We start from the raw sequence: 24,395 nt of genomic DNA, 5'->3' as shown, positions 1-24,395 counted from the left end.
CGATCCCACTCCTCGGCTCGGCCTTGAACCGGAGCCGGCCGACTCGTCACTCGGGCTCGCAGTCGGAGCGGAGGACATGGCCGATCGCCCGGATCACGTCACGGAAGGTCAGATCGTCGAGGGTTCCAAGCGGCCCGGCTTCGAGGTCGAGGTGGGACTTGCGGATCGAGAAGATCGACTCGGCCTGGATGACGCAATCCTTGCCCAGCCCGAACGATCCGGCTGAGATCGGCACACAGTTCGGCAATTTAGCCCGACGTTCGAAGTGGGCGGAGGTGACGATCACCGCGACGACCGACTCGCCCCGGTTCAGCTCCTCTCGGGAGACGATGACGACCGGGTGGGCCGGGACATCCTCGAACACGGCCCAGTAAATCTCGCCTGGACTCATCTCAGTAAGGATTCTCGCGCATCCAGGCTTTGGCCGCCTCCTCGGATCGGTCGAGCCAGGCGGAACGCTCGCGAGCGTCGGCCAGAGCCAGCAGACGGTCATACTGATCGGCCGGGATCAGCACGTATCGGTCGCGAGAGTCGGGGTCTTCCAGCCGCACCGGCTCGTCGCCCGCCTCGCGAATGGCTCGCAGAAGTTCCGGGGTCAGGTTCGTCATTGGCCTGTTTCGATTCGACGAAATTGGGTCGGAGTGTTCCCCTCCTCGACCATCCTACCGAAGGCCTGCCGTCGCTGAAAGCCGTCCTCCCTCGCCCGGGGTCGCCACGACCCCGGCCACCCCGGCACGTATGGGTTTGGAACGAGGAGATGACCTATTCCCGAACGCGAGTCCGTGATTCCTCCAGCCTGAGCGTGCCCAAATCCGTCAGGCCCGGCTCGGTCGGCGTGAACTCGATCAGCGGATGGTAACCGTTGCCCCGCTTTAAGGAGAGTCTGTACGGGCAGCCGATCACCATCCCTCCCATCGTGAAGCGTCCCTCGGCGTCGGTCGTCACCTTCGGGCCGGGGATGGCCCTGTGGGCGCTGCCCGTGTACCCCTCCGGCCGAACGACCCTCACGAAGTCCAGATCCTGGTCCGCGATCGGCTCGCCCTGCTCGTCCAGTGCGATCCCGGTCGCCGAGGCCAGCGGGCCGATCAGGATCGTCACCTCCTTCTCGTTGGCCGGGCTCGTGATGATGCCGCCGAGCGTCCCGTCCGCGCTCCGGGCGATGATCTCCAGGCGATCGAGCGGGCGATCGGCCTTGAAGTGGCCGTCGGGTCCGCTGGTGACGGTCATCATGCGAAGCCCTTGCGGTTCGGTCGGAGTCGCGTCGATGATGGCCCCCTCGACCCCTTGCGACGGGTCGGACGCCAGCGCGACCCGGCCGGCCAGCGGCCCGCGCTCGGGCCTCGGCATCCGGAAATCGACCTCATAGTCGCCCCCCTCGACCGCCTCCACCGTGCGCATGTCGGTCCGTGCCAGGCCCCCCACGGAATAGGTCCCCGGGCCGACCCGGGCCCGGAAGGCCCCCCGTTCATCGGTCCTCGCCCATCGGCCGAGGCTAACTTCACGGAGGAAGATATCACCCTCTCTTTTCAGACCTTCCGGCATCATCCCGCCATCCTCGCGGAGGTACACATTCGCATCCGGCACCGGCCAATCGTCCGGGCCGAGCGTCACCGTCCCCCGGATGATCGCCCCCCCGCTGAGGGTGAAGTCGATGCCCTCGACCTCCTCCCCTTCCTCCACGATGATCCCTGCTCGGCTCGGCGCCGCCCAGATCTCGTCCACCACGCCGATCATGTAGCATTGCGTCGCCTCTGCCGCGAGTTCGTAGGTCCCATCTTCCTCCGTCCGGGTTTCGAGCCGCGAACTGTTGTCGAACCCGGAACCCATGCCGGACGCGAGGATCGTGATCCCACCGGCTGGCGATCCGTCGGCGTGCGTCACCCGCCCCCGAATCGCCCCCTTCCGCACGAATTCCGCGACGACCGTCTCGCCCGACGGCAGCTCCGGCGCGATCAAGGCCCGGTCGGGAGCATGGTAATCCTCGGCGCCGTTCATGACCGAGATCGGCTGAGTCGTTTCGGCCGGGATCCAGTCATAGGAGGCGATCCCGTCTGCCCCCGTGACCTTGAAGACGCTTCTGGCCCCGCCCAGGTTGATGCTGTCCCGCTTACCCGGCTTCGCGATCACCCAGGTGTAGACGCGGATCCCCTCCAGCGGCTCGCCGCGCCGATCGACCGCCTTCACCTGCACCGTCCGGGCGCCGTCGAGGGCCAGCACGACCTCATCCGGCAGTTCCGTGGCCGGAATCCCCTGGTTTTCCCTCGGGCTCAGTTCGGCGTAGTCGAACCCGATGCCCGACTTCAACCCGAAGGCCCAGGTGATCGGCGCCTCGGCCGGCAACCGCACGACGGCCTGCCCCTGCTCGTCGGTCTGGGCCTGGACGATCGAGGTCAGGTCCGCGATCACCTCGACCGTCGCCCCCTCGACCGGCTGGCCCTCCCCGTCCTCGGCCCGGAGAATGACCTCTCGACTGGGCTTGAGGACGACCCGCAAGAGCTCCTCCTCCCCATCCCGGGCCTTTTGCCAGTCGTAGACCGCGTACCCAAGCCTTCTCCCACCGTCGATCGAGGCCACCACTGGCCGCTCTCCCAGGTTCGGGCGCTGAGCGTTCATCGCGAACCGCCCCTCGGTATCCGTCTTTCCGATCACGTATGACCGACCGGGAATGACCAGGGTCACCTCCGCCCCCTCGACCGGCCGACCTTCCTCATCAACCACCACCCCCCGGGCGATCGGTCCGTCCCCCGACTCGCCCTCGGTTGGCTCGTTCTTCGCGATCGAGGGCGGTTCGACCGTCAGCGCATCGACCGCCAACTCCTCGACCACCGGCCCACGCTCTCGCGGGCCGATGGCCCACGCTGCGCCAAACGCCACCGTGGCGGCAAGGCCTACCGCTGCCAGTCCTGCCGTCAGCTTGAAGACAAACATGGTCCTGAGCACCTCTCCTGCCAGTCCGGAAACCGCCACCGGGACCGTCCCGGCGGCAAGACCGCGAGTGGTTGCAAGCCAGGCCGCCTCGACCGACCGCCGCACCAACGAGGCGGGCACGAACGCCGACGCCGGTCGGCCCATCGCCGCGATCGAGGTTGAGGGGGCGAGGCCGCGACGGACGAGGCGGCCTCGGAGGAGATCGCGGCCGCGGGCAAGGCGGCTAGAGAGGGTGCCTTCGGGGAGGCCGAGACGGTCGGCGGCCTCGCGGCGGGAGCGGCCTTCGAGGTCGCAGAGGAGCAAGGGGCCACGGTAGCGGTCGGGAAGCCGGGCCAACTCCTCGACGATGAGCCGGCGGAGTTCCTCGACCGATGGGTCGGGAGCAACAGCGAAGCTCGACGGGATCGAGCCAGCCTCGTCCCCGAGCAGACGCTCGCGACGCCGCCGCCGATCGGCCCGACGCCGGGCTTCCTGAGACACCCGGAGCGCCACGCCGTAGAGCCAGTTCCCCACCCGATCGCGCCCGGAAACCGACGCCGCCCTCCTGGCCAGTACCAGGAAGGTCGCCTGGAAGGCGTCGTCGGCCTCGTGCGTATCGCCGAGCATCCGCCGGCAGACCGTCAGGACGGTCGGCCCGTGCCGCTCGACCAGGGCGGCGAACGCCTCCTCGGCGCCTTTGCCGTCGCGGTCGAGGAACCGGGCGAGCAACTCGCCGTCGCTCAGGCGGCCGATCGCCCCAACCGTGAAGACCTTGCCCAGGTCCTCCAGCGCCCTGCCGGTGATCCTCCGACTCATCGACTCCGCCCCCCCTTACGGTTTGCCCTGTCACCATCGTACTGGCCGCTCGACGCCCGGCGCGTCCGGAGTTTTTGGGATCGGATCGGAAAAATCTCCCGATGCGGGCACGAAGCTCAAGACGACGCCCTCCTCCCGAGCAGGACGATTGCAAGGTCCCTCGCGTCGTGCCGCGTCCAGTCTTCATCGGTGGGTTCACGGTTTTCGGCGAGTGCCCCGGGGTCCGCGGCGCGGGACCCGGGGCACCCGGATCCCACCCATTTCGACGGGAAGCGGTACGACTCGACTCACCCTGGCGGCGACGAGGCATGACGGGCGCGGCCCTCGTTGCGGGACGATCGACGGGGTCGGAACTGCTCCCGTCTCCACCCTAGGCCGAGACGGCGGGAGGCTTGCCTTCGGGGCCAGGGTCCGGGAAAGTGGGGCACGAATCCATCGAACGAGACGACCGGACGGCCGAGGAGAGGCACCGATGATCCGATTGCGAGTCCCCCCCCTGCTCTTGTTCTTGCTCCTGAGTGTCGCGACCGTTGCCCCGGCGGCCGAGCTGCCCAGGCGGCCGAACATCATCCTCTGCATGGCGGATGATCAGGGGTTCGGCGACGTCGGCTACAACGGCGACCCGATCCCGCACACGCCGAACCTGGATGCGATGGCCGCCGTCGGCCTGCGGCTCGATCGGTTCAACACGGCCGCGCCGGTCTGCTCGCCGACGCGGGGGAGCGTCTTGACGGGTCGGCATCCGGTCCGATTCGGCTGCTTTTCCTGGGGATTCGAGCTTCGGCCCGAGGAGATCACCGTGGCCGAGTTGCTGCAAGACGCCGGCTACGCCACCGGGCACTTCGGCAAGTGGCACCTCGGCTCGGTCCGGCCCGACGGGGCGAACAACCCCGGGTCGAGCGGGTTCGAGACGTGGCTGTCGGCCCCGAACTTCTTCGAGAATGACCCGATCCTCAGCCGGGAAGGGACGGCGGTCCCGCTCGAAGGGGAGAGCTCGATGGTGACGGTCGAGGCCGCGCTCGACTTCATCGACAAGGCAACCGCCGCCGATCGCCCCTTCCTGGCGGTCGTCTGGTTCGGCTCGCCGCACACGCCGCACGAGGCGACCCCCGAGACGAGGGAGCCGTACGACGACCTCGAACTGACCAACCGGCTCAAGAACTACTACGGCGAGATCACCGGCATCGACGCCGCCATGGGCCGCCTGCGGGCCAGCCTCCGCGAGCGCGGGATCGCCGATCAAACCCTCGTCTGGTACACCAGCGACAACGGCCCCCAGAACAACGGTCCCGGCTCGACCGGCGGACTGCGAGGCCGCAAGGGCCAGCTCTGGGAAGGGGGCCTCCGCGTGCCGACGATCCTGGAATGGCCCGAGGCGATCCCCGAGGGACGCATCAGCGATTTGCCAGGTGGGACGGTCGACATCCTGCCCACCGTGATCGAGCTGGCCGGCGTCTCCTACCCTGAGCCCGATCGGCCGCTCGACGGGGTGAGCCTGGCCCCGTTGATCGCCGGGGAGATGGAGGCTCGTCACAAACCGATGGGCTTCTGGGTCGCCCCCAGCCCCGGCCGAGGCACCCCGAGCGCCAAGATCATGGCCGCCCACCTTGCCGCCCAGCAGGCGGGCGAGCCGCTGCCCGAGGAACTCCCCCCGCTTCCCACCGAACCGGCCGAGCGCCTGATCGCCACCTTCGAATCGGGTGAGGAACTCCCCGGGCACGCCGCCTGGATCGACGGCCCGTGGAAGCTCCACCGGATTCCCCAGCAAGACGGCTCGATCACCTTCTCCCTCTACGACCTCGACACCGACCCGACCGAATCCGATGATCTGGCCGACGACCACCCCGACCGCGTCGCCGCGATGAGCGAGGCCCTGGCCGAATGGCAAGCCTCGGTTGTTCAAAGCCTCCGCGGCGACGATGACACGGGCCAGTGACTTGGGAGGTTTTGAGCCACGGATGAAACACGGATGAAACACGGATGGGAGGAGAGAAAGAAGTGTGGGGAGAAGGGTTCGCAACAGCGTGTCCCAGCCATTTTCCCGATGCTCCTGCTCCGAATCGTGAACAGAGACACGGTTCACGACCTCTCAAAACTCACGTGTTCTCTGATCTGTGTTTCATCCGTGTTCCATCCGTGGCTGAACTTGTCTTCTCTCCGAGATTTCTCTCTTCATGCTCCGAGGAGCACCTGCCATGCTTGCCGCGACACTTGCCGTTCTCTTGATGCCGACCGCCACAGTGGCTGTTCCCTCGGGAGTGGTGAAGCCGGGGGCGACCCTGGAAACCCTCTGGTCGGAGGGGGAGTTCACCGAGGGGGGGGCGATGGCCGCCGACGGGTCGATCCTGTTCTCGGACATCGGCAACCGGATGATGCGGTTCGACCCCGAGACGGGAGAAACGACCGCCTTCCGCGACCCGAGCGGCCGGTCGAACGGCCTGATCTTCACCCCTGATGGCCGCCTCGTCGTCGCCGAGGGGGCGAACACGGGGGGCAACCGCCGCGTCTCGATCACCGAGGCCGACGGCACCATCCGCACCCTGGCCGACGGCTACGAGGGGAAGCGGTTCAACAGCCCCAACGACGTGGCCGTTGACAGCAAGGGGCGTGTCTATGTGTCTGACCCCCGATACGTCGGAGACGAGCCCCGCGAACTGGACTTCGAAGCCGTCTTCCGGATCGACCCGGACGGCACCGTCACCCGCCTGGAGACAACCGCCAGCAAGCCCAACGGCGTCGTTGTCAGCCCCGATGACCGCTATCTCTACGTCTCCGACAACGGTCCCGAGCGTCGGGCCTTGATCCGCCTGGACCTCGACCCCGAGACCGGCGACGTCTCGAACCCCCGCAAGATCAAGGACTTCGGCCTGGGGCGCGGCATCGACGGCATGACCATCACCACCGACGGCCTGATCGTCGCCACCGCCGGGGCCGGTCGACTCGGGGGCGTTTACATCTACAAGCCCGACGGCACCCCCATCGACTTCATCCCCACCCCCGCCAACCCCACGAACGTCGAGTTCGGCGGCCCCGACCGCTCGACCCTCTATATCACCGCAGGCGTGAGCCTTTATCGGATCGAAACCACCCTGACCGGCTACCATCCGGGCGACTGAGCCGATCCCGGCACCGGCACCCCTCGCGAAGCGGCCCTCAGCCGCCGAGCCGGGTGCCGGCCACGTTCACACCGCTGCCAATGATGAGATCATGATCATAGGCCCAATCATACACGCGTCCCGCCTTCAAGGGGCGTAGCTCGACCAGGTCGCCGAAGCCTTCGGCCACGAACCAGGAACGAAGCTCGGCCACGGTGTGATGCGACTGGTAGGTCGGGGCGTACCAGTCGAAATTGTCGCAGACGCGGAGGGTCCAATCAGGATGATTTGAGAAATTGAAAGCCTTATTGAGTGTTTGTTTCAAAATCGGGATGCTGCCAAGAACGCCGAGCCCCGCGCTGATCGGCTCAAGGACCCGGGCGGGCATCCGGGAGGTGACGACGCGGAGGGCGCTGTTGATCCACTCCTGCGGCGGGGTGTTCTTGCGGTAGAGCCAGACGGCCAGGCGGCCGCCGGGCTTGACGCGGCGGGCGATCTCGGCAAAGGCCCGGCGCGGGTCGGGGCTGTGGTGCAAAACGCCGATGGAGAAGACGAGGTCGAAGGCTGATTCGGCCAGCGGCAGGTCGAGCAGGTCGGCCTGAACGATTGCGGCGTTGGGGAACTCGGCGGTGGCCTTTGCGGCCTGGTCCACCGCGTCGCTCAGATCGACGCCGAGCACGGTCGCCCCCATCCGGGCGAGCAAGCGGGCGTATCGGCCGCCGCCGCACCCGGCGTCGAGCACGAGTTTGCCGGCGAGGCTCTGCGGATCGACCCCGGTCTTCACCCGGAAGACGGCCTCGTCTTCCTCGTCGCGGACCACGTCGTAGCGGTTCCACTGGCGGCCGAAGCTGGCGACATAGGGATTCTCGGCGAGCCTGGGCACGCCGGAGACGATCGGATACGAGGCGCCACAACCGACGCAGCGCAAGGTTGCCGCTCCCGCCGGGTCCGGATTCGGCTCCAGGGCGGCTCGACACGATCGGCAGCGGATGAGGGGGATCAATTCGGGGCTCATGTCACTCAGTATACGTGATGACGGGCTGATTGCCGCGTCTCCCGTGGCTCCTTTCTGCCGGGTCGTGATGATCTCGTGGCACGGCTCGGCCGACCGCGGTATCGTAAGCCCGAAGGAGGCCCCCCTTGAACCGAGTTCCGATCGGCAACCGGGGAGGCCGAGGGTCGTCCGTTCCTTTGGATCGCTTGCGAGGCTCTCCCGATCATGACACGCTCCCTCAGTTGCCTGATCGCCACGCTGACCGCCCTGCTGGCATCGCCGGTCGTTCCGAACACCCTCGCCGACGACGAGCAGACGAAGACGGTTGTCTTCGTCGCCGGCAAGCAGAGCCACGGTTACGGGGCCCATGAACACCGCGCGGGGTGTCTCTTGCTGGCCGAGGCCCTCGAAGCGGGCATGCCCGGCTACACCGCGAAGGTGGTCACCGACGGCTGGCCCGAAGACAACGCCGTCTTCGACGGGGCCGACGCCATCGTGATTTACTCCGATGGCGCGGGGGGCCACCCCGCCCTGCCCCACCGCGACTTCCTCGACGATCTCATGAAGAAGGGAGTCGGCCTGGCCTGCCTGCACTTTGCCGTCGAGGTGCCCGCCGGGTCTCCCGGAGGGGACGACTTCCTGGACTGGATCGGCGGCTACTTCGAGCTGCACTGGTCGGTCAACCCGCACTGGACCCCGACCTTCGCCGAGCTGCCCGACCACCCGATCACCCGGGGCGTCGAGCCCTTCGGCATCAACGACGAGTGGTATTACCACATGCGGTTCCGTCCCAAGATGGAGGGGGTGACGCCGATCCTCACCGCCGTGCCGCCCGAGTCCTCCCTCTCCCGCCCCGACGGCGACCGCAGCGGCAACCCCGACGTCCGCCGCGCGGTGGCCGCCGGAGAGCCCCAGCACGTCGCCTGGGCCTACGAGCGTCCCGACGGCGGCCGCGGCTTCGGCTTCACCGGCGGCCACGTCCACTGGAACTGGGGGGACGACAACTTCCGCACGGTCGTCCTCAACGCCCTCGTCTGGGCCGCCGGCGGCGAGGTCCCCGAGGGGGGTGTCCCCAGCGCCACCCCCTCTCAGGCCCAGCTCGAAGCCAACCAGGACGAGCCGAAGCCCGCCTCCTGATTCTCCCTTCCTCCTCAGCCATCTCACTGGCCCGGTGCGCCTCGATGCACCGGCCCGGTGCGCCTTGGTGCGCTGGGCAGGGGCGCCCGATTTTGGTTTACTCACAAAGGGTTGCGTCGATCGCCTCTCGTTCGTTTCGGGAATTCCCCTGTTCGAGATCGAAAGGAGAATCCTGAGCACCTCGCATCGCCTGCCGATCGCCGCGAGGCGCGGCTCGGAACCCGTGCGTGGGTTCGTTTCGCGCGATGGCTCAGGGGGTGCCCCGGCATCTCCCGATGGTCTTGCTCCGACCCGATTGCCAAAGACACCCGGCCGAGTTGAGGGGTGCCCCGGAGAGCAAAGGCATGGGGCCCCTCGGCGCGTGGGGAGGCCCGATCGAGCGACTCCCCTGCCCCTTCATATCATCGTGGAAATCCGGCCCGGCAGTCACACAAACCGGCCGACGAGGCAAATCAACCGGGCCGAGCATCCTCGCTGGCTGGTTGAGAAGGATGAGGAGTCGGGCATTTGAGAATGCAGGCGGCCCGAACGACGCTCCCGTTCTCCGGAAAGCAACGCCGCAACTGGTCGAAGCGGAGGCCTCGCCTGGCAGTCAAGCCAGACCTCACCGGAACGCCTCGGGGCGCTCCGCGCCCCGGACCACGCGGGCGTTGTCCGGGGCATACGGCGTGATTGAGGCGTTCTCGCAGATGCGATGTGCCTTACTGGGACGATCGGCCACGCAGGAAGGGAACGGCGTTGTCCTCGGCGTCGGCGGGGGCGGCGCGGGTGAGGTGATCGAGATCGACAAGGAGGATGCGGGGAAGCGCGCGCCGGCGTTCTTCGGGGGTCATCCTGCTGGTCAATTGACCGGCGGTTTCGACGGCGAGGGTGGGGGCGCGGCGGGCAGCGTTGAGGTTCGTGACGGGGGTGAGCGGCCGGCCGGTTTCGGGATCGGGAACCCACCAGGGCCCCTGGATCGTGTCGCCATCGATCTTAAGGCACATGGCGCGGTATTCCTGCTTGTTTGCGGTCCTCATGCAGACGTACGTACCGGAACCGGCCACGTACTGGATGCCGGGCTCGGTCAAGATGGCATCGACGTGATGGCGGGCGAGGAGGGCTCCGGCGTTGAGGTCGATGAGGAACAGGTCGCCGTCTCGTTCCATCAGGAGCGCGCGATCGCCCGAGAGCATGGCCACGGAGTAGGCTCGGTTGGGCGGGATTACCGAGGGATCGTAGGGAAAGGTCGCGCGTTGTTGCCCTGACAGGCTCCAAAGGATCAGGCCTTCCTGATAATGGACCAGCAAGGACTGATCGTCCAGCCCCGGAGAGATCCGCCCCGGCCCTTTGGAGAAGCGGCTTGGGACCTTGTTGATGAAGTCGAGCGGGACCGATTCCGGTCCTCGGCCGGTGAGGTTCACCAGGCGGAGACTCCCATCGAGGTATGACGTGCCGTTGCCGAAAACAATGCGGTCGAGGGAACTGGTCCAGCGATCCAGGGTATTTCGGATCGGAAGGGATTGCTCGGGGGCCTTGGGAGCTTGCAGATTGATGTCGGCGAGCCGGTGCTTGGAACGGTCCCCGGCCATCAGTCGCAAGGTGTGAGGCGCCCCGAAGAACGAGGTGGTGATCGCGGGAATGGTCCCGCGGACTTCGGCCGGGAAACGGATCACGACCTCGGGGGGGGCGTCGTAGAGGAGGGATTCGAACGCCGGCAGCTCCTTGTTGAAGGGACTTTCATTTTGTCGGTTGTTCAGCAACTGGCTCACAACCAGTGCGAACGAGCCGTCGCGGGTTCGCTGAACCACCTGCATCGTCGCCGCGCCCCAGGTGGTGCCGGGAATTCCATCGTCGAGTGTTTGTCCGTAGAGCTGGACATCGCCTTTGTTGTTGCGGATGACCTCCCTGGCCGTGTGGGCCACGTAGAGCCCATCCTCGGAAATTTCTCGGACGATCGGATCGCCACCGTTGAAGACGGGAGCGCGATAAAGTTCACGGGAGGGACTGTCCTGTGCCGACGCCGACAGCGACAAGGCACCAAGCCAGCAACACACCACCAGACACGTCTGTCTCATCGTCGAGAATCCTCCGCATCGAAGAGGAGAACGAGGCAGGCCCATCGCCCCACGGGCGAAACCGATCCACAAATCTGCGTCTACTCAATTGCAAAAACGTGACGAGTGGGACGTGATCGCACTTCCGAACGCCATCAAGAGGCCAGGAATGATGCATCGTATCGCGGGCCATGAATGCCTGTCAATGCACGACTGAATCACAGGATTCCGTGTGCTGTTTCGCGTAAGCACATGGGCCAAAATGCACGTTGGAGATCCATGTTGGTTTGGGAGTGCATGCGGCTTGGCCTTCCCCATATCGTGAGGAAGGCCACGGGGCGGCGGAGCCGCAAGAGGCTGTAGAGCGCCTCAGAGTGACCACTTGTCGCTGCGCGACCCCGGTTGGCGAGCAATCGGGGCCACCCGCGGGCGAGGCGTACTCTTAAATACATATCAGCACAACTCAATGCAATCCTGCGCGCTTGCGGACGAGCCACTCGGCGGTGAGGAGGGAGAAGAAAGCGATCAGGCCGAGGGGGGTGTCCCAGAGGGGGGTCTCGGCGGTGAGGGTGCGGTCGAGGGTCTGGGAGCGGAGGAGGGAGGGGAGCTGGCCGGCGGAGACGTCGGGGACGAGTTGGCCGCCGGTGGTGGAGGCGAGGGAGGAGAGGAGGGAGGGATCGGAGGCGAGGTCGATCAATTCGGTGGTGGGCTCAGGGGAGACGGTGAAGGTGGTCTCGGGGGCAGCAAGGCCGGAGGAGGTGAAGAAAGGGGAGAGGGAGGGGGCGTCGAGCAGGGCGCGGTAGCGGCCGGGGGGCAAGGCGGGGGCGAGGGCCTCGAAGGTGCCGGGGCGGTCGGGAGAGGGGTGCAGCGGGACGAGGGCGAGCGGGGAGTCGGAGGGGGAGGGATCGGGGTCGGTTGCGTCGAGGATGCGGACGGCGGCGATGAGGTCGGGGCCGAGGCCGGGAACGTCGCTGGAGAAGCGGGCGAAGAGGGGGAACGGGGCGCCGGAAGGGACGGTGGGGCGGTCGGGGCCGAAGCGGACGAGGCGGTTGCCGCTGGGGGGAGTGGCCGCGGCGGCCCAGCGAATCACCTGGCCCCAGAAGCGGTGGTGGTAGGCGTCGCCGACCCGGAGCCGCCAGCGCCAGGTGCCGTCGGTGCCGATCCAAAAGACCTTGCCCAGGCCGTAGGAATGCGCAGCGGCCACGGCAACCGTCGATGGGATTCCCCCGGCGGAGTCGGGCACGAGCAAGGGGATGGCTCCCGGCTTGGCCTGGCCGGCGAGGGCCCAGGTCAGGGGGGCGAGCCCTTCCCAGACGGCGCGGCTTGCGATGGGGTCGGCGGCGAACTGGAGCATGGGCCAGTCGGTTGGGGAGGCAGCGGCCTCGTCGGCGGGCACGACGGAGACACCGGGGGGCAAGGTGGCTCGGTCGGGGTCGATGGCGGCGGGGTCGATGGGGAGGAGGCTCGGATCGAGGACAGGCACGAGCGAACGGGCCAGGTCGTTGTCTTGCCAGGCCGACGGCCAGGAGCGGGGACCGGCGGTGAGGACGAGGGTGCCGCCGTGATCGGACACATAGGCATGCAAGCGATTCCAGAGATCTGCCGGTGTCAGCTCAGGAGGAAGATCACCCAGGAGAATCACATCAAAATCGGTGAGCGGGTCGGGATCGTCGGAGCCTTCGGGGGGAGCAAGGGGCAAGGTTTGGGCAAAGGTGGGGACGGAGGCATCCGAAGGAGGGGGAGGGGCAAGAAGGACGGTCGAAAGCTCAACGCGACGGTCGCGATCGAGGGCGGCGCGGAGGTAGCGGAATTCCCAGCGGGCCTCGGCATCGACGAGCAGAACGCGGGCGGGTTGATCGCTAACGAGGATGGTGGCGGAACGCTGGTCGTTTGCGGGGCGTTCGTCGGGGGGTTCGGGGGGCTCGACGGTGGCAACGAGTTCCCATGACCCCGGTTCTTCGAGCGTGACGCGGAACGAGGCGACAGGGCGCGAGCCGTCGGGGCCTGCGGGAACAACCTCGCGCAAGGTGCCGACGCCGGGCACGTCGAGGGTGACAGGGATTTCCACTCCTGGCTCGAATCCATCGGCTTTGACCTCAACGTCGATGGAAACCGAGTCGCCTGAGAAGGTGGATTCGGGGGCTCGGATCGCGGTGATCGCGGTGTCTCGGGGGGGGATGGTCGAGCCGATCAGGACGGGAAAGACGGGAATTCCGTCGCGGGCGAGGCGATCGGCGAGGTCGTCGGATCGGGCGCGCGATTCCTCGGGAGGAGAATTACGGAGGCCATCGGTCAAAAGGACAACACCGAGGACGGGTGTTGACGTGTCATCGACCAAAGCGCGTTCGAGTACGGTTCCCCAGTCGGTCGCAAGGCGGTCGTCGGGGTCATCGACCAGGGGATTGGCGCGATCGAGCGATTCGGCCAGGGGGTCGAGTTCGACGGGAACGGTCGAGCGCGCGAAGCGGAAGGTCTCGACGACGAACGACCGATCAAGCTCGGCCAGGGCGTCTCCCCGGAGGATGCGGGAGGCGGTGGCGAGTCGAGAAGGGTCGAGCGGCGCGTCGGCGGCGGGAGGAGCGAGGCCGGGGGCATTGCGGAGGCGGTCGGCCTCGTCGGGGGGGCGGCGGGCGTCGGTCGTGTCCATGCTGGCCGAGACATCGACCCCAACGAGCAAACGGCCCTCGATGCGCTCGGTCCATGAGCGCGCGGCGATCGGTTCGAGCAGAGCGACGACCAAGGCCAGCGCCGCCGCGATGCGCAAGCCGAGCAGGAGCCAAGCGGTGGTCCGGGGGACCAATCGCCGTTCGTACCGGGAAAGGGCCAGGAGCACGCCGAGCGCGACCGCCCCGGCCGCGAGCCAGATCCACCCGTCATCACCCACGGCCAGGACCAGCCGGCGACCATTGCCGAGGTCGAGCGTCACGCCCGTTTCCTCCCCGATTCGCTTATTTGTATCCGTGATGAGGGACCACGGGACGTGCCTCGATCCCGGGTCGAACGATTGCCCCCATCATACCGTCTCGCTCGATCGAAAGGATGCGGGATGGTTCGGAAGCGCCATTCCCGAGCGATGTTCAACCGTCGCCCCCCCCGCCATCGCCGCCGCCATCGCCACCGTCACCATCACCATCTGCGTCTGCGTCGTCGTCGCGGGAGTGGAAGTCATAGGGGGGGGGATCGGTGAGGGAGGGGTCGGGGAGTTCGGCGGGGTTGCGGCCGAATCGGGCGCGGAGGGCTTCGGCAAGATCGATGAATTCAGTAACGTTCATGGCTTCGGCACGGACCTCGCCGGTCAGGTCGATCGATTCGAGCAGGGTGTCGACCTCGGCCTTGCTGGTCCACTGGGGTTTCCAGAGGCTGTAGAGGACGCCTCGGAGATTCTTGCGACGCAGGGTGAAGACGCGGCGGACGACCTCGTGGAACCAGGGGAGGTCGGGAATGGCCTCGCGTTTCTCGGCGACCGGCACGATCTTGATGATGGCCGACTCGACCCTCGGCTGCGGCCAGAAGACCTTGGGCGAGAGGATGCGGACGATCTCCACATCGGCCAGGGCCTGGACCATGACGGAGAGGGAGCCGTACATCTCGGTATTGGGTTCGGCGAGCATGCGGTCGGCCAACTCGCGCTGAATGGTGACGACCATCATGACCGGGCAAAGATCGGGATGAACCAGCAAGTTGCTGATGATGGGCGTTGCCACGTTGTAGGGCAGGTTCGCCACGAGCTTCAGGCGGCGATCGGGCGCGACGGCCAGGCCGGCCTGCAGGTTGTCGAGGACCTCGGGATTGATCTCGGATTTTTTCGAGAGGGCGTCCAGTTGCAAGACGCGGACGTTGGGCAAGCCTGAAACGGCCTCTCGCGTGAGCTGAGCCATCGCCGGGTCGATCTCGACCGTGACCACGGCGGAAACCTTGGGGGCCATCAGGGTGGTCAGGGCTCCGGCTCCGGGGCCAACCTCAAGGATAACATCTTCGGGGGCAAGCTCGGCGGATCGGGCAATCAGGTCATGCGTATTCAGGTCGATGAGGAAATTTTGTCCGTATCTCCGGTTGGGAGCGATGCCGCGGTGACCGAAGAGGTGGCGGAGGTAGGTGAGGGTTTGGCGGGGGGTGGACATGGGGAGGGACCTCGCGCAGAGACGCAGAGACGGGGAGAAGAGGAGAAAAGAGGGAGAAGAGAGCGATTAGTGGAGGCCGTTGACGACGCGGGTGATGCCGTCTTTAATCAAGCCGACATGGAAATTGAGAAGGAGACCGAGACGGAGGCCGGTGAGGCGGAGGTCCGTGAGCAGCTGCATGCGATGAATGGGAGCAACCTGCTCAATCGATTTCAGTTCGACGAGCGCCATTCGATCGACGATCAGATCGGCGCGGAAGCCGAGATCGAGTTTCACGTCTTCAGACACGACCGGAATCCCTTGCTGCGTCTCGACGGCCAGACCTCTGCGTTTCAGTTCATACATCATCGTCGCCTCATCAACCGACTCCAGCAACCCTGGCCCTAACCCCGTGTGAATCTTGAACGCCGCATCCACAATCATGCCCGAAATCTCATTCTCTCTCATTCCACTTCCCCCTTCGTGTCTCTCCGCTCTCTCTGACCGCTCTTCTTCTCCGCGTCTCTGCGCGCGATCTTCCTTCATTCCTTCCCCAATAATTTCCTCACATGCTTTGCCAGCATATCCGTTTCGATGTTCACTCGATCGCCGAGCGAAAGGGTGCCCAGAGTCGTCACGGCCAGGGTGTGGGGGATGAGCATGACGGAAAAGTCATCGTCGCCGACGGTGACGAGCGTGAGGCTGACACCATCGACGGCGATGGAGCCTTTTTCGACCATCAAGGGGGTCCAGTTCGGGCCAAGGCGGAAGCGGAGGAAGTCCCACTCCCCTTCGGGGCGCCGTTCGACGAGTTCGGCCGTCGTATCAACGTGCCCCTGCACGAAGTGCCCGCCGAGGCGGTCGCCGACGCGGAGCGAGCGCTCCAGGTTGACCGGGTCGCCGTCGTGAGAGCGGCCCAGGTTGGTCCGCGCGAGGGTTTCCGGCCCCGCCTGAACCTCGAAGTGCTCGCCATCGTGCTTGACCACCGTCAGGCAGCAGCCGTTCACGGCGACGCTCTCGCCCAGGCTCATCGGCTCGTCGGGGGCAAGGCCGGGCCAGCAGATGACAAACCGTCGGCCGTTGGCTTCCTCAACCACGCGTTCGATCCGACCGAGGACTTCGACCAATCCTGTAAACATTTCGTCACTCTCAAAACAAAAGCGCTGCGTTGGAAGGGGCATTGAGGGGTTGCGCGGCGATCGGGCCGGGGCGTGCTGTCCACTGTATCCGGAGAACAGGCCCATCGGCCACGGCTCGACGGGCAAAGGATCACGCATCGACTCTGGCGAACCGGCCGATCGGGTCGATAGAATACACGATCGGAACCTCCGACAGGCGAAATGGATTCACCCAAACACGGGTGGACATCGCGGTCGGGAGTGTTCGAGCCGGTCGGGTCGGGAGTCGTGCCCGTCGATCGGGGAGAGGGTTGCGGAAGCCGTTCCCAACACGTTCACTCATTCGTCTCGATTCGTTGATTCCGGAGGCCAGGGCCATGATGTCGCCGATCCACCGCCGAGGGTTTCTCGCCGGGACCGCCGCAGCCGGGGCCGCCGTCGCGCTGGCGAACACCGGCCACGCTTCGGGCGCGGCCCGTCCCCTGAACCGCGTGCCCGACGGTCCGACCGACACCGTCACCCTGGGCCAGACCGGCATCAAGGTTTCCCTGATCGGCATGGGAACCGGCAGCAACGGCGTGAACCAGTCGAGCAACCAGACGAAGCTGGGCGTGAAGGAATGCTCGCGCGTGATCCGGCATGCGTTTGACTCGGGCATCCGGTTCTTCGACGTGGCCGACCAGTACGGCAGCCACCACTATTTGCGCGAGGCGCTCAAGGGCATCCCGCGCGACCAGTACGTCATTCAGACCAAGACCCACGCCAACGACTATCGAGAGGCCAAGAGCCACCTGGAACGCTTCCGCATGGAGCTGAATGTCGATTATGTCGATACGCTGCTGCTTCACTGCATGCAGACAGCCGACTGGACCGACAAGAAAGCCGGGGCGATGGAATACATCAGCGAGGCCAAGGAGGCCGGCCTGGTGCGCGCCCACGGCGTGAGCTGTCACGGAATGGACCCGCTGCGGGTCGCCGCGCAGCATCCGTGGGTTGAGGTCGATCTGGCCCGCGTCAATCCGGAAGCGGTGGCGATGGACAGCGCCGACCCGAGCGAGGTGACCGATCAGCTCCGCATCATGCACAACGCGGGCAAGGGGGTGATCGGCATGAAGATTTGCGGCAATGGCCAGTTCAAGGAACCGGAACGGCGCGATGCCTCGCTGCGGTTCGTCTTCGGGCTGGGCGTCGTGGATATGATCGTCGTCGGCCTGGAATCGACCGAGCAGGTGGACGACCTGTTGAGCCGGGCGCAGCGGGCCCTCGACTTCGTCCGCAGCGAACGGGCCTGAGCCTCGTTGATTTGCGTGGCGACTCTGCCGAGGGTGCCGATTCGGATCGGACCGAGGGGCCTCGCGCAGAGTCGCGGAGCGTGGAGGGGAGAGGGAAGGCCGCGGCAGTAGCACACCTTCGGGGCCTTGCTCTGCGTCCTGGCACCTGTAAGAGAGGTGTTTCTTCCTTCTCCTCCGTCCGGTTCATCCTGGTGCTGGCTTCCCCTTGTCGAGTCCGTCTTATGAATGAACGTCTCTCCCGATGGTTTCGCAAGGCGGAGGCCGAATCGGGGGTCACTCCCCCGGCCGAGCCGATCGAGCCGGAGGTCTACGTCGGCAACGACCAGGAGAAGAACGAGCAGTACGTCCGCGAAGGCTTTGTGGACAAGGCTCGCACGTTTCTCTCGAAGCTGCCGATGGCCGAGGATGTTGCCGCCGCCTACTTCTGCATGCTCGACCCGAGCACGCCGAAGTGGGTCAAGGGGGTGGCCGCCGCGGCCCTGGCGTACTTCGTGCTGCCGATTGACGCAATCGTCGACGCCATTCCGGTCGTCGGCCTGATGGACGACGTGACGGTGCTGACCGGAGCCCTGACCGCCATCTCCGCCTTCATTACGACGGAGCACCGCGACAAGGCCCGCCGCTGGATGTCGAGCGAGCGAATCGTGCCCTCCTCCGAGGCGAAGGCCCCCCCGCCCTCGCCATGAGTCTCGATGTTGGGAGCAGCGGCCGATCCTTCCTTGCAACCCTGGTCGATGAACCGTAACGTGAGAATTTCTTGAACCAGGGGGCCGAACGCCGGCCCCTGCCCCTCGTTCCGACCCTCGACCCTCGACCCTCGACCCAACGGAGGGGACGATGCTGCGGCTCACCTCGCGAACCCGTCGCCTGTGCCACGGTCCGACCCGTCGCGAGGTGCTCCGCATCGGTGCGGGGTCGCTCGTGGGATTGACGTTGCCGACCTTGATCCGGGCGGCCGATCCCAGCAAGGCGAAGGCGAAATCGCTGATCCTGTTCTTCCTCGAAGGCGGCCCGGCGCATCAGGACCTCTGGGACATGAAGCCCGAGGCCCCGGAGAACGTTCGGGGCGAATTCCGGCCCATCGACACCTCGTTACCGGGGCTGCAGGTCTGCGAGCATTTGCCGAGAACCAGCAAGATTGCTCATCATTTGACGCTTGTTCGATCGGTTCATCACTCGATTGTCGACCACAACGCTGGGGCCTATTTCGCCCTCACGGGCAAGCCTCCCCTTGCGGGAGGGAGCCTGATTGTCGGCCCGAGGCCGGAGAACTTTCCCCCCTTTGGCGCGGTCCTGGCGAAGCTTCGGCCCACGGGACGCCCCCTGCCCGACTTCGTGCATGTGCCCGACTGGATGAGCAATCTCGGCCAGTTCCTGCCCGGTCAGGATGCCGGATTTTTGGGGGCGGAGTGCCAGCCGTTCGTCTCGGGCGATCCCAGCCTACCCGGCTATCAGGTTCCGGGCCTCACCTTGCCGGCCGAGGTGCCGCTCGATCGCCTGGAGGCTCGGCGATCGCTGCTCGATGCCGTCGATCGCTCGATCGACCATGCCTGGCCGGTGGTCGAAGGCATGGACACCCATTATCGGAAAGCGTATGAACTGGTTTCCAGCCGAGCCGCGCGCCGGGCGTTTGATCTGTCGGAAGAGCCCGAATCGGTCCGCGAACGCTACGGCCTCGACCCCGACAACCCCCGCGAAAAGGAGGCGAGGCAGTTCGGCGGCCTACCGCACCTGGGTCAGTGCGCCCTGCTCTCTCGACGATTGATCGAGGCCGGGGTGCGCACCGTGACCCTTTGCACCGGAGCGCGGTACGATCAGACCTGGGACACGCACCGCCAGCATTTCCCGCTGCTCAAGCAGTCAATCTTGCCGATGTTCGATCGCGCCTTCTCGGCCTTGATCGAAGATTTGCACGATCGGCAATTGCTGGATGAAACACTTGTCGTCGCCATGGGAGAGTTCGGCCGGACCCCTCGCGTGGGTCAGATCACCTCCGACGCCGGGGCCGACGCCAACGGCCGCGATCACTGGCCGCACTGCTACACCGCGCTGTTTGCCGGTGGCGGCCTGCCCGCCGGAGCCATCTTCGGCGCGAGCGATTCGTTTGCCGCCTATCCCGCCCTCGATCCCGTCACGCCGCAAGACATCACCGCAACGATTTATGAATTGATGGGGATTCCTCATGACACGATCCTCCACGATCCGCTCGACCGTCCTCACCTGCTGACCGACGGCAGACCGATTCGGGCCTTGCTCGGCTGACGACTCCGCGGCGATGGTCAGCTGGAAGCGAACGTCGAGCCGCTGCGTCGCCCTGAAGACAATCAAGCCAGACATGGACGTGAAGCAGGTCATCGCCCGCTTCGAGATCGACCGCCAGGCCCTGGTTCTGATCGATCACCCGAACATCGCCCGGCTGAACGAGGCCATCGGCCGAGGCGACGAGGCGGCGAGCCTGCGCGAGCGCTTCGGCCCTGGGCCGGCCGAGACGCTCCTGGATCTGCAGGATGAGCTCTTCGCCGCGTCACCGGACGGCGTCGGAGGGGACGACGAGCCAACCGAAGCGCCGTAGAATGAATCGGCGTGGGAGTCCGGGGCTGCGAGACGCCCGCGCGAATAGGGATGACGACCATGCCGATTCACGACTGGACGCGAGTTTATACCGGGCTGTTCCACCACTTCCATCAAAGCTGGGTGATCGAGCTGGCGAACACCCTGAACGCCGGAGTGTTGCCCGTAGGCTACTCGGCCCTGGCGGAACAGCGGGCGATCGGCCTGGTGCCGGACGTGCTGACGCTCCAGCACAGCGTTTCTCGACCGGCCCCCGGGGGTCTGGCCGTGGCGGAACGGCCGCCGAGGGCGTGGGCGGTGCGGCAGGCGGATGAGGACGCCTACGCCGCGAAGGCCAACCGGATCGCGATCCACCACCCGCTGGGCGAGGTCGTGGCCGTCATCGAGATTGTCTCACCAGGCAACAAGAGCAGCCGGGCAGCCCTGCGGTCGTTCACCGAAAAGGCGGTTGAGCTGGTGCGAGGGGGGATCCACCTGCTGGTCGTCGACCTGTTCCCGCCGAGCGACCGCGACCCGCACGGCATCCACCCGGCCATCTGGGACGCCTTCCTGGAGGAGCCGTTCGAACCGCCCCCGGGCAAAAACCTGACGGTCGTCTCCTATGCCGCCGGGGAGACCAAGGTCGCCTACGTCGATCCGGTCGGGGTGGGGGACCCGCTGCCGGAGATGCCCCTGTTCCTCACCCCCGGCACCTACATCCCCGCGCCGCTCGAAGCGACCTATCAGGCCACCTGGGACCACTGCCCCGCCCCCTTACGCGAGGCAGTCACCGGCGACCAGACCGATCAGTAGGTCCGGCCCAGGAAATCGACGATCGCCCGCTTGACCTCCAGCGGGTCGATCTCGCCCGTGTGGCGGTAGAGGACCTTGCCGCCGGGGGCGATGAGCAGAGTGTACGGCACGGGGCCGGGCCACTGGGGGTCGAGAGCCTCGGCGAAGGCATCGCGGTTCTCGGCGTCGAGCAGGTAGTTGGTCGCGGAAACGTGGTGTTGGGTCAAGACTTCGAGCGCCTTGGATTGGGCGTCGAGGTCGTCAAGACTGATGGTGATCAGTTTGAAGTCACGACCGCGGTACATCCGGTTCATCTCGACGAACTCAGGTAACTCGGCCACGCAAGGACCGCACCAGGTGGCCCAGAGGTTGACGAGCAGGAGGTCATCCGAGTCGTTCTTTGCCAGCTTGGCCACGCCGTCGAGGTCGATGGTCTGAAGTTCGACCGGCTCGGCGTTCCAGCGTTCGAGCGATTTGCGGGCATCCTCGCGCTTGTCGGACCACTTGGTCGAGCAGCCAAAGACACGGGTCGTGGGAACGGGAACCTCCTTGCCGGCAAGCAGAGCGTCGACGGCGTTGATCGCGTCGTGCGAGGTCACTTCCTTCACCTCGGCGTCGTCGAAGCGGCCTTGATAGCGGAGCCTGCGATCATGGTCGAAGATGTAGACATGAGGTGTCGCCAGGACACCGAACGCGCGGGACACCTCTTGCGTGTCGCCGTCGTAGAGGTAGGGGTAGTTGAACTTGTGATCGCTCGCCCGGATTTTCATTTCCTCGAACGAGTCATTCAGATCGCTGTAGCCCAGCTCGTCGAGGCGAACGGCCTTCGGGTCGTTCGGTGAGATGGCGACCAGCGCCACTCCTTTGTCCTTGTACGTCTCGACAAATCGGGCAACGCGGTCTTCGTACGCCTGGGCGGTGGGGCAATGGTTGCAGGTGAAATAGACGACGAGAACCTCGGCATCCTCGAAGTCATTGAGCGTATAGGTTTTCCCGTCCACGCCCGGCAGGCGGAACTCGGGAGCGGCCTCACCCAGTGCCAGCGGTGCCGCGGGCTGCTGCGCCGGGGCCGTCGCAGGGGCGATCGACACGAGAACGGCAGACGCGAAGACGACGAGCAGCGTTCGCAAAACCATCATCAAAGAACTCCCTGATGAGCGTACGGACCAAGCCTCAACGGAGCGTGTCGGAGTGTCACGAGCCGATGAACCAATCGCCCCGGAGCCGGTCGCCCCGGGGCTTCGTGCCAAAACCATCTCGGCATCAAATCACGTACGGTTGTCGCTCGGGTCGGGAGCGGAGGCTGTTGGCCTCGGCGTCGTCGATGAACTCCTCGCGCTTGGGGTCCAGCGTGAGGGTGCGGCCAAGGACCCACGAGAGCGCGGCGGCGTGGCAGGCGATGTGAGAGTGCCGCATGATCCGGGAATTGGCGTTGGTGGTGCCTCGGGATCGAATCGCGTCGAAGAAGTCTTGCGCATGAGCGCCGACATCGAGCCCGACCTGGGGCGCGGCGGAGACGTCGGGCAGCTCGGCGCGGAGGGATTCGGGCTCGACGACGATCCCGCCGTTGTCGCCCGTTTCGACCCAGCCGTCCTCGCCCACAAACCGCACCGGGCAGGTGCCCAGCTCGGTAATCCAGCCCTCGCGCTCACCGAAGGGGGTTTCGAGGAAGTCGAGGATGATGGGGACGCCGTCGGCGTATCGGGCGATGATCGACTTCTCACCCGGCTCGTACGAGACGGGCATCGTGTCGTCGGCTCCCTTGGCCTGCTGGCAGAGGTCGAGGGTGTGGGCGGCCCAGTCCAGCAAGCGGGCGCCGGAGTCGAAATCCCACTGGCCGCGCCATCGGCCTTGCACATATTTTTCGTTATAGGGCCGCCAGGGAGCAGGGCCGAGCCAGCGATCCCAGTCAACCACGTCGATCGGCGGGGTCGGTTCGCCGGGGAGCCAGGTGTTGTCGAGCGTCGGGGTATAGACCGACGCATGAAGTTCCTTGAGTTTGCCAAGCTTGCCGCTTTGCGCCAGGGTGACGGCGGCCTGGAAGTTGGCGACGCTCCGGCGCTGAGTGCCGGCCTGGAAGACGCGGCCGGTCTCGCGGAAGGTGTCGTCGAGCTTCTGGGCGATCTCGATGGTCAGGGCGCAGGGCTTTTCGCTGTAAACATCCTTGCCGGCCTTCGCGGCCAGGATCGAGGCGGGGCCGTGCCAGCGGTCGCCGGTGGCAATGAGCATCGCGTCGATGTCGTCGCGGGCGAGCAGGTCCTCGAACTCTCGGGTCGTGGTGCAATCGGTATTGCCGTATTGTTCATCCACGAGTGCCTTACCGGCCTCACGTCGGGATTTCTGCACGTCGCAAATGGCCACGAAGTGCGGGTCGGCCATCGGCAGCATGGCCTTCATCACATACGTGCAGCGCGGACCGAAGCCGATCACACCGAAGGTGATCCGCTCCGAGGCCGCCTTCGTTCCCGCCTGTCGTCCCAGGGCCGAGGCGGGCACGATCCAGGGCATCGCCACCGCGCTTCCGGCAACAGCCACGGACGTCTTGATCCAATCACGACGGGTCGGATTTCCTGATCGAGGTCCCATGAGATTCGATGCTCCCCAAGCAATAAGGTCGGGACGACCCGGCCGGTTTGAATCGCTCCCGGCGGGTCAATCCCGCTTGATCGATGCTCGAACAAAAGCCCGGCGCCTCGTGACCGCCCCGGAGCCCGGCCTTGAAATCACAACCGAGATCCCCGGATGGATCGGCGATTCCAAGCGCTTCGGGCTCGTTGCCGCCGACCGACCTCTCCCCCATCTTGACCCTGATTGGGTCGGAATCGCAACGACTCTCCCTCGAAAATCATTCCAAACGAGAACGAGCGGGGTGTCACGATTCCCATGAACAGACTCGACTGTGCCCGGTCGAACGCGTGGGCTATGATGGGGAGAGCCGCAGAGAGACTCAGATCATCGGCCGAGTGCACCGATCGGGGATTGCCGCGATGAGTACCGTGGAAGAGATCGAACGGGCGGTTGCGAATCTCCCGCCCGATCAACTTGCGGAGTTTCGTTCGTGGTTCGCCGCGTTTGACGCTGAGGTGTGGGACCACGAGTTCGAGGAGGATGTCCGTGAGGGCCGTCTGGATGAGCTGGCGGACGAAGCGCTTCGCGACCTGGATGAAGGGCTTTGTACGGACCTGTGAATCACCGAGCCTCCCCCAGATTCTGGTCCCTCTACCACCAGTTGCCTGAGCCGATCCAGCAACTGGCCGATTCGTCGTTCGCCCTGCTTCGGGCCGACCCAAGGCATCCCTCGTTGCACTTTCGTCGTGTCGGTCGCTTCTGGTCTGCCCGGGTTGGACTGCACTACCGGGCACTGGCTGTCCAGCGAGATCAGGAGTTCGTCTGGTTCTGGATCGGATCGCATGCCGAGTATGATCAACTTGTCGGCCGTTGATGCGGTCTGACCACTCGGCTCCAGCGGTCCCGTTGTCGATGTCGGGTTTGTCACGTCCGCGAAGATCGGCCTTCCTGGGTCGTACGTTTTCGCGACCCGGCGCATTCTCCCACTCT

The 24,395-nt window shown here is 66.0% G+C and carries 21 protein-coding genes; 10 read left to right on the top strand and 11 right to left on the bottom strand.

The genetic code is table 11. The features are described 5' to 3' along the window. Nucleotides 1-46 precede the first annotated feature (46 nt). The 3 genes from GA615_RS25435 to GA615_RS25425 form a co-directional block, all read right to left on the bottom strand. On the bottom strand, nt 47-391 hold the full coding sequence (locus GA615_RS25435) for a type II toxin-antitoxin system PemK/MazF family toxin (protein WP_161602563.1): 345 nt from the start codon (nt 389-391) through the stop codon (nt 47-49). Between the two features lies 1 nt (nt 392). Then, nucleotides 393-608: a hypothetical protein gene (locus GA615_RS25430; protein ID WP_152054158.1), complete on the bottom strand. Its 216-nt coding sequence runs from the start codon at nt 606-608 to the stop codon at nt 393-395. Nucleotides 609-762: 154 nt separating this feature from the next. Continuing rightward, complete coding sequence (locus tag GA615_RS25425) at nt 763-3,723, bottom strand: sigma-70 family RNA polymerase sigma factor (RefSeq protein ID WP_152054157.1); 2,961 nt, start codon at nt 3,721-3,723, stop codon at nt 763-765. A gap of 472 nt (nt 3,724-4,195) precedes the next feature. On the opposite strand from GA615_RS25425, the gene GA615_RS25420 reads away from it, so the two are divergent. Continuing rightward, complete coding sequence (locus GA615_RS25420; protein ID WP_152054156.1) at nt 4,196-5,659, top strand: sulfatase family protein; 1,464 nt, start codon at nt 4,196-4,198, stop codon at nt 5,657-5,659. A gap of 259 nt (nt 5,660-5,918) precedes the next feature. Continuing rightward, the gene (locus tag GA615_RS25415; protein ID WP_152054155.1) at nt 5,919-6,839 is read left to right on the top strand and encodes an SMP-30/gluconolactonase/LRE family protein; all 921 of its coding nucleotides are present in this window, start codon (nt 5,919-5,921) and stop codon (nt 6,837-6,839) included. Nucleotides 6,840-6,876: 37 nt separating this feature from the next. Here the strand turns inward: GA615_RS25415 and GA615_RS25410 are convergent, their stop codons facing one another. Continuing rightward, a complete protein-coding gene (locus GA615_RS25410; protein ID WP_152054154.1) occupies nt 6,877-7,833 on the bottom strand; it encodes a methyltransferase domain-containing protein in 957 nt (318 codons plus the stop codon). 204 nt (nt 7,834-8,037) lie between these two features. On the opposite strand from GA615_RS25410, the gene GA615_RS25405 reads away from it, so the two are divergent. Then, nucleotides 8,038-8,949 carry a ThuA domain-containing protein gene (locus tag GA615_RS25405; RefSeq protein WP_152054153.1) on the top strand — a complete coding sequence of 304 codons (912 nt, stop codon included), beginning with the start codon at nt 8,038-8,040 and terminating at the stop codon, nt 8,947-8,949. Between the two features lie 701 nt (nt 8,950-9,650). Here the strand turns inward: GA615_RS25405 and GA615_RS25400 are convergent. From GA615_RS25400 to GA615_RS25375, 5 genes are all read right to left on the bottom strand, one after another. Continuing rightward, the gene (locus GA615_RS25400) at nt 9,651-11,006 is read right to left on the bottom strand and encodes a hypothetical protein (RefSeq protein ID WP_152054152.1); all 1,356 of its coding nucleotides are present in this window, start codon (nt 11,004-11,006) and stop codon (nt 9,651-9,653) included. 442 nt (nt 11,007-11,448) lie between these two features. Further along, nucleotides 11,449-13,911: a hypothetical protein gene (locus GA615_RS25395; RefSeq protein WP_152054151.1), complete on the bottom strand. Its 2,463-nt coding sequence runs from the start codon at nt 13,909-13,911 to the stop codon at nt 11,449-11,451. Nucleotides 13,912-14,062: 151 nt separating this feature from the next. Further along, nucleotides 14,063-15,106: a 16S rRNA (adenine(1518)-N(6)/adenine(1519)-N(6))-dimethyltransferase RsmA gene (gene rsmA, locus GA615_RS25385; protein ID WP_152054150.1), complete on the bottom strand. Its 1,044-nt coding sequence runs from the start codon at nt 15,104-15,106 to the stop codon at nt 14,063-14,065. A 66-nt stretch (nt 15,107-15,172) separates the two neighbouring features. Then, nucleotides 15,173-15,553: a GxxExxY protein gene (locus GA615_RS25380; RefSeq protein WP_152054176.1), complete on the bottom strand. Its 381-nt coding sequence runs from the start codon at nt 15,551-15,553 to the stop codon at nt 15,173-15,175. Between the two features lie 74 nt (nt 15,554-15,627). Further along, nucleotides 15,628-16,224, bottom strand: a complete 597-nt coding sequence (locus GA615_RS25375) for a riboflavin synthase (RefSeq protein ID WP_152054149.1) — start codon at nt 16,222-16,224, stop codon at nt 15,628-15,630. A 356-nt stretch (nt 16,225-16,580) separates the two neighbouring features. Between GA615_RS25375 and GA615_RS25370 the strand changes: the two genes are divergently transcribed. The 5 genes from GA615_RS25370 (at nt 16,581) to GA615_RS25350 (ending at nt 20,858) form a co-directional block, all read left to right on the top strand. Next, the gene (locus GA615_RS25370; protein ID WP_235905676.1) at nt 16,581-17,495 is read left to right on the top strand and encodes an aldo/keto reductase; all 915 of its coding nucleotides are present in this window, start codon (nt 16,581-16,583) and stop codon (nt 17,493-17,495) included. Nucleotides 17,496-17,716: 221 nt separating this feature from the next. Beyond that, the gene (locus GA615_RS25365) at nt 17,717-18,181 is read left to right on the top strand and encodes a YkvA family protein (protein ID WP_152054148.1); all 465 of its coding nucleotides are present in this window, start codon (nt 17,717-17,719) and stop codon (nt 18,179-18,181) included. 151 nt (nt 18,182-18,332) lie between these two features. After that, nucleotides 18,333-19,757, top strand: coding sequence for a DUF1501 domain-containing protein (locus GA615_RS25360; protein ID WP_152054147.1), 1,425 nt, complete (start codon nt 18,333-18,335; stop codon nt 19,755-19,757). 13 nt (nt 19,758-19,770) lie between these two features. Beyond that, on the top strand, nt 19,771-20,067 hold the full coding sequence (locus GA615_RS25355; RefSeq protein WP_152054146.1) for a hypothetical protein: 297 nt from the start codon (nt 19,771-19,773) through the stop codon (nt 20,065-20,067). Nucleotides 20,068-20,126: 59 nt separating this feature from the next. Beyond that, nucleotides 20,127-20,858, top strand: coding sequence for a DUF4058 family protein (locus tag GA615_RS25350; protein ID WP_161602562.1), 732 nt, complete (start codon nt 20,127-20,129; stop codon nt 20,856-20,858). Here GA615_RS25350 and GA615_RS25345 read toward each other — a convergent pair. Together GA615_RS25345 and GA615_RS25340 are read right to left on the bottom strand one after the other, a co-directional pair. Further along, nucleotides 20,852-21,976: a redoxin domain-containing protein gene (locus GA615_RS25345; RefSeq protein ID WP_235905675.1), complete on the bottom strand. Its 1,125-nt coding sequence runs from the start codon at nt 21,974-21,976 to the stop codon at nt 20,852-20,854. The genes GA615_RS25350 and GA615_RS25345 overlap by 7 nt on opposite strands. Nucleotides 21,977-22,100: 124 nt before the next feature. Then, the gene (locus GA615_RS25340) at nt 22,101-23,423 is read right to left on the bottom strand and encodes a Gfo/Idh/MocA family protein (protein ID WP_152054144.1); all 1,323 of its coding nucleotides are present in this window, start codon (nt 23,421-23,423) and stop codon (nt 22,101-22,103) included. 401 nt (nt 23,424-23,824) lie between these two features. Between GA615_RS25340 and GA615_RS25335 the strand changes: the two genes are divergently transcribed. Both GA615_RS25335 and GA615_RS25330 read left to right on the top strand, forming a co-directional pair. Then, on the top strand, nt 23,825-24,025 hold the full coding sequence (locus tag GA615_RS25335) for a hypothetical protein (protein ID WP_152054143.1): 201 nt from the start codon (nt 23,825-23,827) through the stop codon (nt 24,023-24,025). After that, nucleotides 24,022-24,279, top strand: a complete 258-nt coding sequence (locus tag GA615_RS25330) for a ParE family toxin-like protein (protein ID WP_152054142.1) — start codon at nt 24,022-24,024, stop codon at nt 24,277-24,279. The genes GA615_RS25335 and GA615_RS25330 overlap by 4 nt, the downstream gene beginning before the upstream one ends. The last annotated feature ends 116 nt before the right edge of the window (nt 24,280-24,395 follow it).

The sequence above is a fragment of the Tautonia marina genome, assembly GCF_009177065.1.
Taxonomy (GTDB): domain Bacteria; phylum Planctomycetota; class Planctomycetia; order Isosphaerales; family Isosphaeraceae; genus Tautonia; species Tautonia marina.
This window is presented reverse-complemented; position numbering and strand designations above follow the sequence as displayed.

Bases quoted from the DNA above. Each gene is read 5' to 3' on its own strand.
- GA615_RS25435 (WP_161602563.1), bottom strand. From the start codon at position 391: ATGAGTCCAGGCGAGATTTACTGGGCCGTGTTCGAGGATGTCCCGGCC.
- GA615_RS25430 (WP_152054158.1), bottom strand. From the start codon at position 608: ATGACGAACCTGACCCCGGAACTTCTGCGAGCCATTCGCGAGGCGGGC.
- GA615_RS25425 (WP_152054157.1), bottom strand. From the start codon at position 3,723: ATGAGTCGGAGGATCACCGGCAGGGCGCTGGAGGACCTGGGCAAGGTC.
- GA615_RS25420 (WP_152054156.1), top strand. From the start codon at position 4,196: ATGATCCGATTGCGAGTCCCCCCCCTGCTCTTGTTCTTGCTCCTGAGT.
- GA615_RS25415 (WP_152054155.1), top strand. From the start codon at position 5,919: ATGCTTGCCGCGACACTTGCCGTTCTCTTGATGCCGACCGCCACAGTG.
- GA615_RS25410 (WP_152054154.1), bottom strand. From the start codon at position 7,833: ATGAGCCCCGAATTGATCCCCCTCATCCGCTGCCGATCGTGTCGAGCC.
- GA615_RS25405 (WP_152054153.1), top strand. From the start codon at position 8,038: ATGACACGCTCCCTCAGTTGCCTGATCGCCACGCTGACCGCCCTGCTG.
- GA615_RS25400 (WP_152054152.1), bottom strand. From the start codon at position 11,006: ATGAGACAGACGTGTCTGGTGGTGTGTTGCTGGCTTGGTGCCTTGTCG.
- rsmA (WP_152054150.1), bottom strand. From the start codon at position 15,106: ATGTCCACCCCCCGCCAAACCCTCACCTACCTCCGCCACCTCTTCGGT.
- GA615_RS25380 (WP_152054176.1), bottom strand. From the start codon at position 15,553: ATGAGAGAGAATGAGATTTCGGGCATGATTGTGGATGCGGCGTTCAAG.
- GA615_RS25375 (WP_152054149.1), bottom strand. From the start codon at position 16,224: ATGTTTACAGGATTGGTCGAAGTCCTCGGTCGGATCGAACGCGTGGTT.
- GA615_RS25370 (WP_235905676.1), top strand. From the start codon at position 16,581: ATGATGTCGCCGATCCACCGCCGAGGGTTTCTCGCCGGGACCGCCGCA.
- GA615_RS25365 (WP_152054148.1), top strand. From the start codon at position 17,717: ATGAATGAACGTCTCTCCCGATGGTTTCGCAAGGCGGAGGCCGAATCG.
- GA615_RS25360 (WP_152054147.1), top strand. From the start codon at position 18,333: ATGCTGCGGCTCACCTCGCGAACCCGTCGCCTGTGCCACGGTCCGACC.
- GA615_RS25355 (WP_152054146.1), top strand. From the start codon at position 19,771: ATGGTCAGCTGGAAGCGAACGTCGAGCCGCTGCGTCGCCCTGAAGACA.
- GA615_RS25350 (WP_161602562.1), top strand. From the start codon at position 20,127: ATGCCGATTCACGACTGGACGCGAGTTTATACCGGGCTGTTCCACCAC.
- GA615_RS25345 (WP_235905675.1), bottom strand. From the start codon at position 21,976: ATGATGGTTTTGCGAACGCTGCTCGTCGTCTTCGCGTCTGCCGTTCTC.
- GA615_RS25340 (WP_152054144.1), bottom strand. From the start codon at position 23,423: ATGGGACCTCGATCAGGAAATCCGACCCGTCGTGATTGGATCAAGACG.
- GA615_RS25335 (WP_152054143.1), top strand. From the start codon at position 23,825: ATGAGTACCGTGGAAGAGATCGAACGGGCGGTTGCGAATCTCCCGCCC.